The organism is Flavitalea plasmicola (genome assembly GCF_030546645.1).
In the GTDB taxonomy this organism is placed as follows: domain Bacteria; phylum Bacteroidota; class Bacteroidia; order Chitinophagales; family Chitinophagaceae; genus Puia.
In genome coordinates this window covers 17,056-34,028 of the sequence record NZ_JAUOTO010000005.1, presented here as the reverse complement: position 1 = coordinate 34,028, position 16,973 = coordinate 17,056, and the positions used below count along the sequence as shown (strand labels likewise).

The following is a 16,973-nucleotide window of genomic DNA, read 5'->3' as shown; positions in this document are numbered from 1 at the left end:
GCCCCTATCCCACCACCCACATATTCCATTGCTTCTTCCCCGGGATTCCGTCCTTATACCCTGCGATAAAGCTGAAGAAGAACCCCGCCAGCAGACAGCCTGCGCTGCGATCGAAATACGATTCCACGATCATGCCGATGGCAAAGGTCAATAGTATCGCCAGCCCGATCCAGTCCGCGGAACGCCAGGCCGTCCGCAAGGGCAGCACCAGATAGCCCGCCAGGAAGAGCGCCAGGCCGATGATCCCAAAACAGCAAAAAATATCCAGGTAGAGACTGTGCATATTACGGCGGTTACGGACGCCAAATTCAAACCCGTTCGCCTTATACGCTTCCATCAGCCGCGCCTGTTTATCTCCCAGCTGGACGCCCGTCAGCCAATGCGCTTTCCCCACCTGCCATCCGCATTTCCAGATCGCCAGCCGGATGTTCGCCCCATTCCATTGGTCGGGGGTCAACGTGCCATTGTAATGGCTTTCCGCGGCCTCGCTGTTAAAATGATAAGTGGGATATTCCAGCTCGCGAAATCTGTTCAGCGTCTTGGGAAAGGCCCGGATACACACCACCACGCAGATGAGCAGTCCCGCCACCAGCAGCAGGCCCAGCCCCGTGCGTTTCATTTTCACCATATACGATCCCGCCAGGATCAGCAATCCTGCATAAAGGATGAATAGGGAGATCCGGCTTGCCAGCAGAAAGTGGAATACCAGCAGGAAAACAATGCTCAGCTGCGCATAGCGCTTGGGTAGCCGCACCAGATAGCCACTCTCCAGCAGATAAAAAATGCTGAAGACCGCCACCGATACCACCAGGGCAAAATAGGAGGATTGCATTTTGATCGGCAAGGTCAGGGAGTCGTTATACAGGTACACCCCGTCCCCCGTCCGCAGATATTTCGCCAGCGCCCATACCAGGCAGATGAGGGCCACCACCGTCACCACACAGCAATAGGACAACAATATCCTGTTCTTCAACGCCGGCCGGATGTGGATCAGCCCCAGCGACAGCGGGAAGAGCAGCAATGGGATACGCAGGACCAGCATATTGACGGCCTCCCGCTTGTCCTGCGAAAAAAAGACGCTGATGATATGCAGTAAAAAAAAGAGGACCATGAGCAGCACCTCCTTACGCAGGACCAGGAGCTGCCGCTTCTCCGCCAGTGTATTATAAAAAAAGCTGAAAACAAAGAGCCCTCCCGTAAACACATTATTGACCACCGGCATGCCCGGAAGGAAGAGAGTACAGAAGAAGCCGGCCGAGAGCCAATAAAGTAACTGCTCTTTCCGGGAAAGACTTCTACCCACCGTATCCCTCGACAGGAGCGGGTCGACACCTGCCATCCCCCGTCTTTTGCTGGCTGATTGCTGCATACAGGTGATACCCTTGCAAAAATGTGGCCAGTCCTGCTATTCCTTTATCACTTTAAGCACCCGCCTATCTTTGCCCGTCACCAGTTCCAGCAGGTATATCCCGCCCGCAAAGCCGCTGAGGTCCACCGGCTCCGTATAGGAACCTGGCGCCCGCTGCACCGGGATACCCTTCGCCAGCATCCGGCCGGCCATATCCAGCACATTCACCCGGACGATGGCATATTCATTGAGCTGGTAGGTCAGCCGGCAAAGGCCATGTCCCGGATTGGGAGCCGCCTCCATCACCTGCAGGGAGCCGGCCGTACCGCCGGACAGGACAGGACCGCCTGCAGACAGCACCCGGGGCTGGCCCGCCACAGTGATGTGCTTCCTGTACACCACGTTGGTGATGGTCGCGCCCGTCCCCAATACATACAGGTCTTTTTCATCCACTACACTATTGGACCATCCGTCTGCACTCAAAAAGATCGGATAGTTCATAAAAGAAGTGGTGAAATCCGTTGCCACGTCAATGATCATACGCCGATCTGTCCAGTGCAGCAGGTCCGTGGAGAAACGCAGGGCCGTCTTATACTTGCGGCCATCCGTATGATCTATATAGGACTCCACCCCGATGAAATAATCCCGGTCGCGTACCCGGGCCACGCTGAAGCGGAGGTCCCTGTACTGGTTGCTATCTTCGTCTTCCATCAGGTCCGTGCTCCTGGGCCCGGGCACCCGCAAATATGCCTGCAGGTTGTCTTTGTCAAAGCCTGCCGGAAGACCAGGACTCCAATGCTCCACGCCGGACGGATCGCGGTAATAGACCTCGTAAGCACGGGGATCGAGGGCATTATCCAGAGGAGCGCGGGCCACTTTGATGCCCTCCTGCCGGCCCTCCTCGCTATGCGGGTTCAGGCCCGCAAAGGGACCCGCATCGTGATAAAAAACATATACATATCCGTTATACTGAATGGAAGAAGGGTGGTTCACGCCCGTGCTGGCCTTCGTCCCGTCGGACTGCAGATAGCCCGCACAGGGCCAGACGATCGGCCCCATCTCATTGGAGAAATATTGCTGACCCCAATTCGTAGCCGCATTGTTCGGTATCCACGAAGCACAGACGAATGAATTATAGCGGGGCCAAAAGTCCCCCTTGAAGGGACATACATTGGATGGGTCCCTGTTGATCGTGTTGTGGCAATCATTGCCGCCGTCGCATACATCCTTGTTCTCCGCATGGAGGAATCCCAGCGAGACCGTGCCCGCCGCCGGATGACGGAAATATTCAGCGCTGTAAATGGCGTAGTAGACCCTGGACCAGTCCGGTACCCTGTCGCTGCAGCCACCGCCTGCGCCCCCAAGGGAATGCGTGGAGACATTGTAAGGCCCCGCACCATCGCTCCTGATGTCCAGGTCGCTGTTAACCACCAGGCTGGCGGGAGAGGAGCATACATAACTGTTGCTGCCATCCACCATGAAATAGGAATGCCATCCGCCCGGGATCATCCAGGGGGGCACTTCCATTTTCATTTTATTAGTTTCGAAATTACAGCCTTGCGTGAGATTCTGCCAGTCATTGCAGTGATAATGAAAGGTGACCTTGCCTGCGGAAACAGCCTCATACCGGGAAAGGTCCGGGTATTGAGGCCATGCGCGAATGACGCAGCAGACGGCCATGGCGACAGCAATCAAGCCTTTTCTCATGCAGAAAGTTTAGGGTGGGGTCCTAAAGGGCAGCTATCCTAAATTTAGGGTAATTTGGCGCACGCCCATAAAAAATTTTACAAATATTAAGATCCTTTTGTATAATTTTATTCACAAAACTGCAACTGCGTCTTAGATTGCCTGCTATCACATCATACGATGAGATCTCTTTGCTGGCTTGCATTGCCAAAGGTGATGAGGTCGCCTTCCGGCAGCTGTTTGATCATCATTGGGACAATATCTACGGAGTAGCCTTTGCCTTCACCAAATCCCCCGTCATAGCTGAAGAAATGGCGCAGGATGTCTTTGTAAAGATCTGGCTCCGGCGGGAAGAGCTTCCCCAGGTGAGAAAATTCAATGATTATCTCTTCATCATCGCCCGCAACCATATCTTAAGCACCCTCCGCAAAAAAATAATAGAAACGTCCTTCCCGGATCACCTGCTCAACTATTTCCGGGAGACAGACAGCAACCCCGAAGATCAGCTGATGCTGCGGGAGACCGAACACCTGCTGCATAAAGCCATCGAGCAGCTGCCGCCTCAGCAGCACCTTATTTATTGCCTCAGCCGGGAGCAGGGCCTCAACCAGGAAGAGATCGCCGCCAAATTGGACATCTCTAAGAACACCGTGAAATCCCACATGAGCAAGGCGCTCCTGTTTATCCGGAACTACCTCCGGATGCATGCCGAGGTGGAAGCTTTCGCCATCCTTTACTGCATCATCCTCGGCTTGCTATAATCTGCTATAATTTTTTTCTCAAAAACTTCCCTTCCCCACTCATACCTGGCCTTTTTTCGTGCGTCTTTACTACGGATGGACAATACCATCTCAACGACGCCATATGAGTAATGCCGACTTTTCAGATCTGCTGAACAGATACCTCAACGACTCCCTTTCTGCAGAAGAGCTGCACGAATTGCTGGCGCGCCTCGGGCAACCTGAAAATACCGAAGCGCTCAAAGCAGCCATTGACCAGGCGTTGGCCAGCAATGCTTACAAGGATCTCTCGGACAAAAGCCGCTCGGACATTATATTCCACAAGATCCTGCAGCAGGCGGGAGAAGAGCGCCCACCCGCGGCCAGCGTCATCCGGATGGCTCCCCCGGAAGTTCCGCCAGTAGTCGGACGAAGCGAACACAGTCTCCAACAAAGGAATGCCCGGCTATGGCGCAGCATAGCTGCGGCGGCGGCATGCATCCTGATCATAGCAGGCTATTATCTTCTGAAAACCCCCGGTCGCCCGGCCATCGAGCTCGTCCGGATGCGGCCTGCTCAATCCAACGACGTAGCTCCCGGACGTAATAAGGCCATCCTGCTACTGGCCGACAGCTCCTCCATCGTATTAGACGACTCGGACACGGGCATGCTGGCACAGCAGGGAAGCACGAAGATCCTCAAGCTTGACAATGGACAGCTCGCTTATAAAGCAGCCGCAAGCTACAAGCTGCAAGCTACAAGCGCTCCGGCTTACAATATGATCTCCACCCCGCGCGGCGGACAATACCAGGTGGTATTGCCGGATGGAAGCAAGGTCTGGCTCAATGCAGCATCCTCCCTGCGTTTTCCCACCGCCTTCGTAGGCAGGGAACGCGCCGTCACCGTCACAGGAGAAGCCTACTTCGACATCGTCCCCAACAGGAATATGCCTTTCACCGTGCGGGTGAATGACACAAGAATAGAAGTGCTGGGCACAAGGTTCAACGTAAACGCCTACAGCAATGAGGCGATGCTTACCACCACGCTCCTGGATGGCGCCGTGCGGGTCGGGCCGCTCGCCGGTAAACCTGGCGAGAGCACCAGGCTCACTCCCGGACAGCAGGCCAGCATCTATAACGGGTCCGCCTCCATCATCGTCAACCCGGTGGACACCGAAGTCGTCGTGGCATGGAAGAATGGGATGTTCCAGTTCGAGAGCACGGATATACAGACCATCATGCGGCAAATGGAAAGATGGTACGACGTAGATGTTCATTACGCAGGCAAAGCGCCCGAAGGGCACTACAGCTGGACGGTAGGACGGGAGCAAAGCTTACTGAAAGTCTTACGAATACTGGAAGAAGGCGGTCTGAAATTTAAAATTGAAGGAAAGGACCTAACTGTATTATAGAAAATATTTTTTCAAAATAGCTGACCTTAAAAACCAGAGGCGATTGCGGCGCCCCTGGATAATATAAGGGTTACTCAATTACACCTTCGGTGGAAGGATTTCTTTTTTCATAACCCAAACATTGCAAATGTATGAAACCGAGTACAAATTTCGGAAAAAGAGCCCTACGAGGTTCAATCCATCCTTTGAAAAGATATTACGATTGGATTAAACTGAGCTTGAATTCATGCAGGATCCCGCCATACACGGGACCCTCGCTCTCACAAATGCTTCTGATTATGAGACTTACGGTTGTTTTGCTGATCGCGGCCGGCCTGCAGATGCACGCAGAAGGCCATGCCCAGAAGATCTCGCTGAATGAAAGGAATGCGCCGCTGCAAAAAGTCTTCAGGGCCATCCAGAAACAATCCGGATTCCATTTCTTTTACAAGGACGAGCTGCTGCGGCTGGCAGGGAAGGTCGACATCAGCGTCAGGAACGCGTCCGTCGAAGAAGTGCTGGACCGGTGCTTCAAGGATATGCCCCTGACCTATAGCATCATCGAAAAGACCATCATCGTCAAGGAAAAAATTATGCCGCCCGTCATCGGGGTCGAAGCGGCGCCCACCGCCGAGATCACCGGTGTGATAAGAGACCCCGACGGCAAGCCGCTCGCCGGCGTCACCATTAAGAACAAACGCACCGGCAAAGGCACCGCCACCGACACAGATGGAAAATTCTCCATCACCGCCGCGGAAGGCGATCAGCTGGAGATCAGCTCCATCGGCTACCAGACACAAACCATCAGGGTCGGAAGCCTGCAACAGGCCATCCATCTTTCCATGAAGATGGAGATCTCCGAGCTGGAGAATTCCGTCGTCATCGCCTACGGCAGCCAGAAAAAGAAAGCCCTCACCGGCGCCGTCACCTCCGTCACCAGCGCTGAGATCGTCACCACGAAGAATGAGAACGTCCAGAATATGCTCACAGGAAAAGTGGCGGGTCTGCGCGTCATACAGAACACCGCCGAACCGGGTGACTTCAACAACTCCATCAATATCCGGGGACTGGGCTCGCCACTCGTCGTAGTGGACGGGGTGCCCAGAGACAATATCACCCGCCTGGACCCCAATGACATCGAGAGTGTCTCCGTGCTGAAGGACGCCTCCGCCGCCGTATACGGCGTAAGGTCCGCCAATGGCGTCATCCTCGTCACCACCAAAAAAGGAAAGAAAGGAACGCTGGCCCTCACCTACTCCGGTAACCAGGGTTGGCAATTCCCCTCGGGCCTTCCCAAACCCCTGGATGCCATCGGCTATATGACCCTGGTAAACCAGCAGGCATTGCACAATGTCAATGGCGGCGTCCTCGTATACAAGCCCGAAGATTTCGACACCTATAAGAGCGGCTCGAAAAAAAGCTATGACTGGTATCATGCCGCCATCGCCAACAGCGTCCCCCAGACACAGCATACGCTCACCGCCAGCGGCGGCAATGACAACACCACTTATTTCCTCAGTGCCGGATATCTTTACCAGGACGGCATATTGAAGAGCGGCGACCTGAACTACAAACGCTTCAACGTCCGCAGCAATATCACCAGCCGGCTGACCAGCCGGATCACCCTGGACCTGAATGTCAATGGCATCCTGGACACCAAGAACCAGCCCAACTCCGATTCCTGGTGGATCATCCGCAGCATCTGGCGGCAAAATCCCCTGGACCCCTTCTATGCCAACGATGATCCCGCTCACCTCTTCCAGGGTTCCGTGGATGGGACGAATCCCATCTCCCTGTCCAGGAGCGATGTCTCCGGGTATAAGATCTGGAATAAAAAATGGTTCCAGTCCTCCATTGCCCTCACCTATAAGATCCCTTATGTGGATGGGCTGAACCTGAAAGGCATGTACAGCTATGACTACAACGTCGTGGAAAATAAGTTCTTCCAGAAGTCCTACAATCAGTACACGTACAACAGCGCCACCGGGACCTATAATAAATTCATCCAGAATTCGCCCAACACCATCACCCGTGAATTCTTTTCGCTGCCCAGGTCCCTGTCACAGCTGTCCCTGAACTACAACCATACGTTTGCGGCCATTCACAGCGTAGAGGCCCTCGTGCTGTACGAGCAAAGTACCCGGAGCAGCGATAACTTCTATGCTTCGCGGCAACTATCCCTGCCCGTGGATCAGCTGCTGGCCGGCAATGCCCTCAACCAGCAGGGGAATACCTATCCCAATGACCTGTACAAATTCGCCAACAAAGGACTTGTCGGCCGCCTGAACTATGGCTTCGACTCAAAATATCTTGCCGAGTTCAGCTTCCGGTATGACGGCTCCTCCCGCTTCCCGCCCACGCACCGCTGGGGCTTCTTCCCCGCCGCCTCCGTGGGATGGCGCATCTCCGAAGAACCTTTCTGGATGAACAGTCATTCACTGGCCTTTATCAACAGCCTCAAGCTGCGGGCTTCCTATGGCAAGCTGGGTGATGACCAGGGCGCCAACTACCAGTACATCACAGGCTATCAGTATCCCACCACGGGAGATAACAACCGCCTGCCGCCCGGGTCCGTCTTTGACGGCACTTTTGTCAATGCATTGTCCAGCACCGGCATCCCCAATCCCAATCTCACCTGGTATACCTCCAAAACCTTCGACATCGGCATCGATGCCGAAGCATGGAAGGGTTTATTGGGCGTGACGGTGGATTTCTTCAACAGGGACAGGAACGGACTCCTCACCACCAGGGTCCTCAGCCTCCCCGGCGTCGTAGGGGCCAACCTGCCGCAGGAGAACCTCAACACCGACAGGACCCGGGGCGTCGACCTGGAGGTCACCCACCGCAACCATCTCGGAAAATTCTCCTATTTTCTGAAAGGCATGTTCTCCTATTCCCGCACCATGCTGCGGTACCAGGAACAGGCCAAGGCAGGCAACTCCTACCTCAACTGGAGGAATAATATGAACGGCCGGTACAGCGGCATCTACTGGGGTTTTGGTGACGCAGGCAGGTACGGCTCATTCAATGACATCTACAACAGTCAAACTGCCCTGGGCCGCAACACCCTGCCGGGCGACTATGCTTTGCAGGACTGGAACGGCGACGGGCAGATAGACGATCTCGACCAACATCCCTACGCGTATTCGGGCGACCCCCTGATCCAGTATGGCCTGACCATCGGCGGCGCTTACAAAGGCTTTGACATCAACCTCCTTTTGCAGGGCGCCGCAAAGTATGACATCGCTTATTTCGAGCAGCTGAACACCCCGTTGTGGGGGTCCAACCGGAGCAGCGCCCTATCCCAGTTCCTGGACAACTATCATCCCGTAGACCCGACTGCCGACCCATATGATCCCAACACCGTCTGGGTCTCCGGGCATTTCCCTTACACCGGCACCGTACCGCCCACCAATTCCGCCGTCAATACGCAGAACGGGGCTTACCTGCGGCTCAAGTCAGTGGAGATCGGATATACCATCCCGTATAACATCGTATCGAAGATGGGCATCAAGGGCGTAAGGGCCTATATCAACGGGTACAACCTGCTGACCTTTACCAAACTGAAGTATGTCGACCCGGAACATCCCTCCGCGACTTACGGGTACCTCTATCCGCTTAACAAGACCGTCAGCGGAGGCGTAGTTGTTAATTTTTAAATACTAGCACCATGAAAATTCTTAGATATCTCATTATCATAATTGCGCTTGCATGCGGCCTGAATGCATGTACCAAGCTGGACCTTGCCCCGATGAACATCATACAGGACAACGACGTTTTCAGCACCAACGGCGGTATCCAGATCTATATGGCGAGGATGTACAGCGAGCTGCCCATCGAGGACTTCCGGTATTCTCCCCAACGGGGCCTGAACATGTTCTGGATCATCAGCCCCTTCCCCGCCGTCACGGGCGAGGCGCTCAGCCGCGACCAGCGCGGCGCCATGACAGAGGCCGTCCTCTACTGGGGCGACGCGTACAAGCTGATCCGTGAGACCAATTATTTCCTCCAGGCGCTGCCAAAATATGCAGCCAATTTCGAAGCCGCCGACGTGGATTCCTGGATCGGAGAAGCCCATTTCATCCGGGCCTTCACCTATTTCTCCCTGGCCAAAAGATATGGCGGCGTCCCCATCGTCAGTGACGTGCTCCAGTACCCGACGGACAATGTCACCAGCCTGGACGTCCCCCGTGCCTCGGAAGAAAAGACCTATGATTTCATCGCCGCCGACCTGGACACTGCCATCGCGAAAATGTCCGGCAGCAACCAGCAGGGACGGGCCACCAAATATGCCGCCGCCGCATTCAAGTCAAGGGCCATGCTGTATGCCGGCTCGATCGCAAAATACAACCAGGTATCCCTCTTCGATGACAGCCACAACAGGCTCTGCGGTCTCCCGCCCGAGAAGGCCAACACTTATTTCAAGGCCGCTTACGATGCAGCGGTGCTGCTGGATGGCCAGTTCAGCCTCTATAAGAAAGCATGGGCCGCGGGCGACAAGGAAGCCCAGTACCAGAATTATGTGAAGCTGTTCTTCGACGGCGACAGCCCCGAGAATATCTTCGTCAAACAATATTCCTACCCGCAGTCCGTACATGGTTACGACGCCTACATGGTCCCCCTCCAATGCATGGGTCCCAATGGATATTCTTCGGAAGTTTCCCCCACGCTGAACTATGTGGAAATGTTCGACGGCCTGCCGAAGAACCCCGATGGCACCATACAGAACCTGGACGGCTCCGGGAAATATATCCTCTACGACAATACCATGGATATTTTCGCGGGCGCAGAACCCAGGCTGCGAGCCACCGTTATCCTGCCCGGCGACAACTTCAAAGGACAGAGCATCGAGATCCGCCGGGGCATCTACACGGGCAGCGCAGCGGGCGGTATCAGCCCGCTCATCCCCGCCGGCTCTACCATACAATATCCCACCACCAATATCGTCCAATCCGCCAACGGCTCGCAAACGCCCTATACCCTGCCCAATGGCACCAAGATGAATCCCGCCGGGGCCAGCGGCACGTTCTTCAGCGAAGAGACCTGCTCGCAGACCGGTTTTTTCATCCGGAAATACCTGGATGAAAGCCTCGACAAATCACAGGTGAAGGAAAACAACGAGGACCAGACATGGATCGAGATCCGCTATGCCGAAGTGCTGCTGAACAAGGCCGAGGCCGCTTATGAACTCTTCTCCGCGGGACAGACGGGCGCCAACTATCAGCAGGAGGCATTCACCGCCATCAACCTCGTGCGGGAAAGGGCCGGCGCGGACCTGCTGGCAACCGCCGCCGATCTCAGCGACCTGAAGATCATCCAGAAAGAAAGGCGTAAAGAGCTGGGATTCGAGAACAAGATCTGGTGGGACCTGAAAAGATGGAGGATCCTCGACAAAGAGCAGAACAATTCCTTATACAGGGTGATGATGCCCTTCTACGTGGCGGAGAATTACAAGTACTTCTTTGATGTAAGGAAGGATGAGAAGAACAGGTTCTACAATTTCGATCCGAAATGGTATTACGAACAGATCCCCACCGACGAGATCAATAAAAGCCATAGCCTGAAACAGAATCCCGGTTACTGACGCCAAACACTAACACAAAATCTAAAAAGATGCGTAAACTATTATATACATTTGTTACGTTGGCGGTCATCGCCACCGTATCATGTTCCAAGCTGGATAATTTTCCCCAACCCAATGCCACCCTCACAGGACGTGTAGTCGATGCAGGCGGAGGAAAGACCACTATCCAGACCGAAACGGGCGGCGGTGGCACCAGGGTCAAGCTGGAGGAGATCAGTTGGAGCGACAATCCCACGCCATTCTATTTTTACAGCATGCAGGATGGCACTTTCAATAATACCAAGCTTTTCGCCAGCACGAACATGATCAGCGTGGAAGGCGCTTTTGTGCCCCTGGTGCAATACGACAACGCGGGCAATATCACTGTGGATAAGCGCCAGAAGGTCGTGCTGGGAGGCAGTGCGCAGAACATCACTTTCGAAGTGGAGCCCTTTCTCCGGGTGGAATGGGTCAGCGACCCCGTCGTGAATGCCGACAGCACGATCACCGTGCAGGCGCGCTTTAGCCGGGGCACCAGCAATCCCGATTTCCAGAATGACGTCAGCGATCTCTTCCTCTATCTGAATACTGTCCCTTACGTAGGAAATAATAATTATGACAACCGGTATTCCAGACAGGTGACGTACAGCGGATCGGCAGGCAATGCCCTGCTGGGCCAGACCATCGTCCTGACGACCACCGGTAAGCTGCCGCCCAAGCGGTCCTACTGGCTCCGGATTGGCGCCAGGACCACCTATGGACTAAAGCAATACAATTACACCGATATTAAGAAAATCACACTTCCCTAGTAAATCGCTGTCAACATGAAATGGATCGTAATCCTCTGCGCGCTTACCCTCTTCGTACTTAAAGGACAGGCCCAGTCTTCAGACCAAACCCAACCTTCCGGCCGAACTAAATCTGCAGCCCAAAACCAACCTTCCGGCCGGACTAAATCTGCAGACCAAAACCAACCTTCCGGTCGGACTAAATCTGCAGACCAGTCCCAATCCTCCGGCCGAACCCAATCCTCCGGACATGACCGCCCCTCCTCACCGCCCGAAAAAACGGCCTTCCAGACCAGCCATGCCTGGATACCGGAAATAGACGTACGCTCCGACATCGCCATCGTCTATGGCGTCAGCGAGCGGGGACATGTCAGCTTCGAAGACAGGGTAAAGAGCTGGCGCGACAGAGGATACCAGGTCCATTTCATGACAGGCATCGCCTGGGGACAGTATGACGATTATTTTTTGGGCAAGTGGGATGGCAAGAATCATTTGGGAGAGGGACAGGTCACTGAAAGAGGCGATACCATCTGGCATGGACACAACATCCCTTATATAGTGCCTGTCGCCTCCTATATTGATTTCATGCAAAGAGGCGTGGTGAAAAGGGTCATCGATGCCGGCGTCACTTCCATTTACCTGGAAGAGCCCGAGTTCTGGGCCAGGGCCGGCTACGGCGAGGTCTTCAAACAGGAGTGGCAGAAGTTCTATGGCTTTCCCTGGCGCGCACAGCACGAATCGCCCGAGAATACGTATCTCTCCAGTAAATTAAAATATCAATTATACTATAATGCCATCAAACAGGTGTCCTCCTACGCCAAAGCATATGGCAAAACAAAAGGATTGGATGTAAAGGTCTATATACCCACGCATTCCCTGGTGAATTATTCCTCCTGGAAGATCGTAAGTCCCGAAGCGAGCCTGGCCAGCTTACCCGGCATCGACGGCTATATTGCACAGGTGTGGACGGGGACCTCCCGCGAGCCGACGTATTTCAATGGCGTCAAAAAAGAAAGAGTCTTCGAGAACGCTTTCCTGGAATACGGCTCCATGGTGTCCATGACAGCGCCCACCAAAAGAAAGTTATTCTTTCTCACGGATCCCATCGAAGACTGGCCAAGGGACTGGGCCGATTACAAACGGAACTACGAAGCTACTTTCACGGCCGAAATATTGTATCCCATGGTGGCCGATTATGAAGTAATGCCCTGGCCGGAGCGGATCTATACCCGGCCTTACAAGCTGGCGAACAGCGATGAAAAAGTGCTGATCCCGAAATATTATTCCACCCAGATGCAGGTGATGGTGAATGCCCTCAACAATATCCAGGTGTCATCCCATCGGATCAGCGGCTCCGGCGGCATCGGCGTGCTGATGGGCAATTCGCTCATGTTCCAGCGGTTCCCCACCCATGAAGGATTTGAGGATCCCCAGTTCTCCAATTTCTACGGGCAGACATTACCCCTGGTGAAAAGAGGCGTCCCCGTAGAGACCGTGCATATGGAAAATCTGGCTTATCCGGCTACCCTGAAAGACATCAGGATCCTCGTGATGAGCTATTCCAATATGAAGCCCCTGTCCCCTGAAGTGCACCAACATCTCGCCGACTGGGTGAACAAGGGCGGCGTGCTGATTTATTGCGGCAAGGATGACGACCCTTACCAGAAAGTAATGGAATGGTGGAATACCGGCGCCAACCATTACGCCGCTCCATCGGAGCACCTGTTCCATTTATTGCATATCAGGCCGGCCAGTATCGCCAATCAAACATCTACTGTCAGCGCGGAACAAATGTCCGCCACCGGCAGCACCAGTCAGACATCCACCGGCAGCACCAGTCAAACATCCACCGGCAGCACCAATCAAACATCCACCGGCAGCACCAATCCCTCCACCGCCGGCTTTACCCAATCCTTCTCCGTCGGCAAGGGCAAGGTCTACGTAGTCCGCCAGAACCCGAAGGAATTTGTAATGGAGCCCAACAACGACGCCGCCTACATCGGGCTGCTGAAAAACGCTTATAAGAACGACGCCAAAGCCGGCGAGCTGATGATAAAAAACAATTTCTACTTACAAAGGGGACCCTATGACATTGTCTCCGTCATGGATGAAGGCGCCGGCAGCGAACCTTATGTCATCAATGGGCCTGTCATTGACCTCTTCGACCCGCAATTACCCGCGCTGACCCAAAAGACCGTACAGCCAGGCACACAAGCTTTCTTGTACAACATAGGCAGGGTCGCCGACAAAAAGAAACCGCAGGTACTGGCATCCGCGTGCAGGATCTACGAGGAGACCATAAAGGACAAGACCTATTCCTTCATAGCCAAAAGCCCCTTGAACACGAGGAACAGCATGCGGATGCTGCTGCCTGCCGCTCCGGCCCGGACAACATGCACCAATAGCAAAGGAGAAAATCTTACAGACGTAAATACCTCATGGGACGCAGCCTCGGGTACACTTTACCTTGGATTCGACAACAGCCCGGAGGGGATAAAAGTTAACATAGATTGGTAGATCATCGATATTTTTGACGCTCAAGATGATCCTTACATGAACCCGAAGCATCGTGTATGCATATTTTTCTTCCTGCTGATGGGCATGCTATCATTTAAAAACGATACCGCAGATCCCTTGTCGGCCTTCTACATTTCCGGATATGCCCAGGGAACAACTTACCATATTACATTTTTCGCCCATGACAGCCTGGTGGTTAAAAGACAGATCGACAGCCTGCTGGATAATATAGACAGCTCCCTCTCCATCTATAAGCCCTATTCGATCATCAGCCGGTTTAACAGCGCCGCAGAAGGCATACAAATGGATGAGCATTTGAACAAGGTGGTCCGGCGTTCTTTGGAAATATACAAAGCCACTGGGGGTATCTCGGATATCACGGTTTATCCACTGATGGACCTATGGGGATTCGGCCCCCGCCATGCTTCTACGGCGCCGGATTCCCCGACAAACCCGGATTCTTCGACGGTCACTGATTCACCAACAACCCCGCATTCCCCGACAAACCCGGATTCTTCGACAGTCACTGATTCACCAACAACCCCGCATTATCAGACAGTCACTGATTTATCAACAGCGCCGGATTGCCCGACAAACCTGAATTCTTCGATGGTCACTGATACACCAACAACCCCGCATCCCCCGGCACACCCGGATTCCCTGATGGTCCGTACGACCATGGCCTGCGTCGGTTCCGACAAAATTCATATCCGCGATCGTTGGCTTTTAAAGGACAAGCCTTGTGTAAAGATCGATGTCAACAGCATTGCCCAGGGATATAGCGTGGATGTGGTGGCCGGTTTCCTGGAAAGCAGGGGCATAAAGAACTACATCGTGGAGGTGGGCGGCGAATTGAGGGTAAAAGGGAAAAAGTATCCCGGAGGCACCACCCTGCAGATAGGCATTGAAGCCCCGGCGCAAAATAGTTTGGACGCGCCGGTCATTGAAAAGATCGTACACGTCGACCATGGCGCCATCACGACTTCCGGTAATTACCGGAAATATTACGAGATCAACGGCAAAAAAATATCCCACCTGATGGATCCCAGGACAGGCTATCCATTCCAGAATGAATTGATTAGCGTAACAGTATACGCTCATGACGCCATCACCGCCGATGGCTATGACAATGCTTTGATGGGGATGGGTTTGCAAAAAGCTTTTGCTTTTCTACGGCGGCACCCCGGGCTGGAAGCGTATTTTATCTATCACCGTGAAGGCGGAGAGATGACGGATACGGCTACGGCCGGCTTTTATAAGTTAATGTAAAAATCCTTACTTTTACACCCTCAACGCGAACGGTACGTTCGTAAAGAATATTTGAACCAATGAAAAATCACCTGATCGCAACGGGACTAATCGTATTGTCCCTTACAGCTACCCAATGCAAGAGCGGACTCGTCACCATGTCCAACAATTGTTACAACCTGATCAGTACTGGCCAGTCCCAGAATAAGTCAGGCGACTACTCCTCCGCCCTGGACAATTTCAACAAAGTATTATCCAAGTGCGACGCTTACGACGCCAAAGAGAAAGGTTATGCCGGCAAAGCAGCTGCCCTCAACGGCCTCCGCCAGTACAATGACGCGCTTACCGCCGCCAATGCCGGACTGAAGATCAACGCCAGCAGCCTGGACAACCTCTTCGAAAGGGCCAATGCCGAGCTGGGTCTGGGCATGACGGGCGAAGCCAAGGCCGACCTGGCCACCATCACCAACCTCACGGAGAAGAATCGCAACACGACCCAGCGCGCCACCATCTACGCCAAGATCGCGGAGACGGAGATGCGCCAGCAAATGTATACGGACGCCCTCCAGCATATCGGCGAAGCCATCTCCCTGGACGGCAGCAACCTGAACTTCTATCTCCAGCGGGGAGACATCAACGCCGCCGCCGGCAACTATTCAGCCGCCATCGCCAACTATGACGAGACCATCGCCAAAGGCAAGGACGACGCGGAAACCTGGAAGGCCCGCACCGTCACCGTCATTAAACAATACCAGAAAAAATATGGCACCGAAAGTGCCGACGGGCTGAAAAAGAAGATCAGCGCATCCGACAAGCAGACCCTTTGCAGCAGCATCAGGACCGCACAGGGCAAGGGCCTCAGGGATGTCCAGGTCGACCTCGTACAGGCCACCGTCTGCCAATGATCTTCTGCCAGTGAATAAAGGCACCAGCCAATAAATGTAAATGAACCCAGCCAGTAGAAGCCGTCAAAAAGTAACCACTATTCAAACATTCGAAAAATACTAGTAGCCATGCGTAAAAATTGGATCTTCATACCCGCCCTCTTCGCCGTTCTCCTGACAAATTGTAAAAGCGCCAACAACACCCAGAAAGGCACGGCCATCGGCGCCGCCGCCGGTGCAGGCGCCGGTGCGCTCATCGGGGGCGGAGGCAAAAGCTCCGTATGGGGCGCCCTCATCGGAGCTGCGGTAGGCGGCGGCGCCGGTTATGTCATCGGGCATCACATGGACAAACAAGCCAAAGAGATCAAACAGGCCGTACCCGACGCCCAGGTGGAAAGAGTGGGTGAGGGGATCAACATGACCTTCAATTCCGGTCTGCTGTTCCAGATCAATTCCAGCGCCCTCAGCGAAGCTGCGAAAACCAACCTGGAAAAAGTCGCCGGCGTATTTGTAAAATATCCCGAAACGAATATCCTCATCGAAGGACATACCGACGACACCGGCACGCCCGAATACAATATGGAGCTATCCAAAAAGAGGGCTTATTCCGTCAGCGATTATCTTCAGTCAAAGGGAGTGTCCTCCAGCCGTATGAACGTGAAATGGTATGGAGAGTCACAGCCGAAAGTTCCCAACACCACGGATGCCAACCGCACCATGAATCGTCGCGTGGAAGTGGCCATTACGGCTAATGAGCAGATGAAGCAGGAGGCGAAGGACGGGAAACTGAATTAGAGCTGCAAGCTTCAAGCTACAAGCTACAAGCACGT

General features: G+C 53.9%; 11 protein-coding genes. 9 read left to right on the top strand and 2 right to left on the bottom strand.

All coding sequences use genetic code 11. The annotated features are described in order from the left end of the window. Window positions 1-4: 4 nt before the first annotated feature. Window positions 5-1,369, bottom strand: a complete 1,365-nt coding sequence (locus Q4E93_RS18410) for an O-antigen ligase family protein (protein WP_303587671.1) — start codon at window positions 1,367-1,369, stop codon at window positions 5-7. Window positions 1,370-1,405: 36 nt separating this feature from the next. Continuing rightward, complete coding sequence (locus tag Q4E93_RS18405; protein ID WP_303587670.1) at window positions 1,406-3,055, bottom strand: T9SS type A sorting domain-containing protein; 1,650 nt, start codon at window positions 3,053-3,055, stop codon at window positions 1,406-1,408. 137 nt (window positions 3,056-3,192) lie between these two features. Here Q4E93_RS18405 and Q4E93_RS18400 point away from each other — a divergent pair, with 137 nt between their 5' ends. From Q4E93_RS18400 to Q4E93_RS18360, 9 genes are all read left to right on the top strand, one after another. Continuing rightward, the gene (locus Q4E93_RS18400; protein ID WP_303587669.1) at window positions 3,193-3,795 is read left to right on the top strand and encodes an RNA polymerase sigma factor; all 603 of its coding nucleotides are present in this window, start codon (window positions 3,193-3,195) and stop codon (window positions 3,793-3,795) included. 103 nt (window positions 3,796-3,898) lie between these two features. Continuing rightward, on the top strand, window positions 3,899-5,164 hold the full coding sequence (locus Q4E93_RS18395) for a FecR family protein (RefSeq protein ID WP_303587668.1): 1,266 nt from the start codon (window positions 3,899-3,901) through the stop codon (window positions 5,162-5,164). A gap of 278 nt (window positions 5,165-5,442) precedes the next feature. After that, complete coding sequence (locus tag Q4E93_RS18390) at window positions 5,443-8,802, top strand: TonB-dependent receptor (RefSeq protein WP_303587667.1); 3,360 nt, start codon at window positions 5,443-5,445, stop codon at window positions 8,800-8,802. Window positions 8,803-8,813: 11 nt separating this feature from the next. After that, window positions 8,814-10,727: a RagB/SusD family nutrient uptake outer membrane protein gene (locus tag Q4E93_RS18385; protein WP_303587666.1), complete on the top strand. Its 1,914-nt coding sequence runs from the start codon at window positions 8,814-8,816 to the stop codon at window positions 10,725-10,727. 29 nt (window positions 10,728-10,756) lie between these two features. Beyond that, entirely contained in the window at window positions 10,757-11,515 is a 759-nt protein-coding gene (locus Q4E93_RS18380; protein WP_303587665.1) for a DUF3823 domain-containing protein, read from the top strand. 15 nt (window positions 11,516-11,530) lie between these two features. After that, the gene (locus Q4E93_RS18375; RefSeq protein WP_303587664.1) at window positions 11,531-14,011 is read left to right on the top strand and encodes a hypothetical protein; all 2,481 of its coding nucleotides are present in this window, start codon (window positions 11,531-11,533) and stop codon (window positions 14,009-14,011) included. A 36-nt stretch (window positions 14,012-14,047) separates the two neighbouring features. Beyond that, a complete protein-coding gene (locus Q4E93_RS18370) occupies window positions 14,048-15,280 on the top strand; it encodes an FAD:protein FMN transferase (protein ID WP_303587663.1) in 1,233 nt (410 codons plus the stop codon). Window positions 15,281-15,339: 59 nt separating this feature from the next. Further along, on the top strand, window positions 15,340-16,164 hold the full coding sequence (locus Q4E93_RS18365; protein WP_303587662.1) for a tetratricopeptide repeat protein: 825 nt from the start codon (window positions 15,340-15,342) through the stop codon (window positions 16,162-16,164). A 108-nt stretch (window positions 16,165-16,272) separates the two neighbouring features. Beyond that, window positions 16,273-16,938: a YiaD family glycine zipper/OmpA-like lipoprotein gene (locus Q4E93_RS18360; protein ID WP_303587661.1), complete on the top strand. Its 666-nt coding sequence runs from the start codon at window positions 16,273-16,275 to the stop codon at window positions 16,936-16,938. Window positions 16,939-16,973 lie beyond the last annotated feature (35 nt).

Coding starts and splice junctions, on each gene's coding strand:
- Q4E93_RS18365 (WP_303587662.1), top strand. CDS start 15,340: ATGAAAAATCACCTGATCGCAACGGGACTAATCGTATTGTCCCTTACA.
- Q4E93_RS18410 (WP_303587671.1), bottom strand. CDS start 1,369: ATGCAGCAATCAGCCAGCAAAAGACGGGGGATGGCAGGTGTCGACCCG.
- Q4E93_RS18375 (WP_303587664.1), top strand. CDS start 11,531: ATGAAATGGATCGTAATCCTCTGCGCGCTTACCCTCTTCGTACTTAAA.
- Q4E93_RS18390 (WP_303587667.1), top strand. CDS start 5,443: ATGAGACTTACGGTTGTTTTGCTGATCGCGGCCGGCCTGCAGATGCAC.
- Q4E93_RS18405 (WP_303587670.1), bottom strand. CDS start 3,055: ATGAGAAAAGGCTTGATTGCTGTCGCCATGGCCGTCTGCTGCGTCATT.
- Q4E93_RS18370 (WP_303587663.1), top strand. CDS start 14,048: ATGAACCCGAAGCATCGTGTATGCATATTTTTCTTCCTGCTGATGGGC.
- Q4E93_RS18385 (WP_303587666.1), top strand. CDS start 8,814: ATGAAAATTCTTAGATATCTCATTATCATAATTGCGCTTGCATGCGGC.
- Q4E93_RS18360 (WP_303587661.1), top strand. CDS start 16,273: ATGCGTAAAAATTGGATCTTCATACCCGCCCTCTTCGCCGTTCTCCTG.
- Q4E93_RS18395 (WP_303587668.1), top strand. CDS start 3,899: ATGAGTAATGCCGACTTTTCAGATCTGCTGAACAGATACCTCAACGAC.
- Q4E93_RS18380 (WP_303587665.1), top strand. CDS start 10,757: ATGCGTAAACTATTATATACATTTGTTACGTTGGCGGTCATCGCCACC.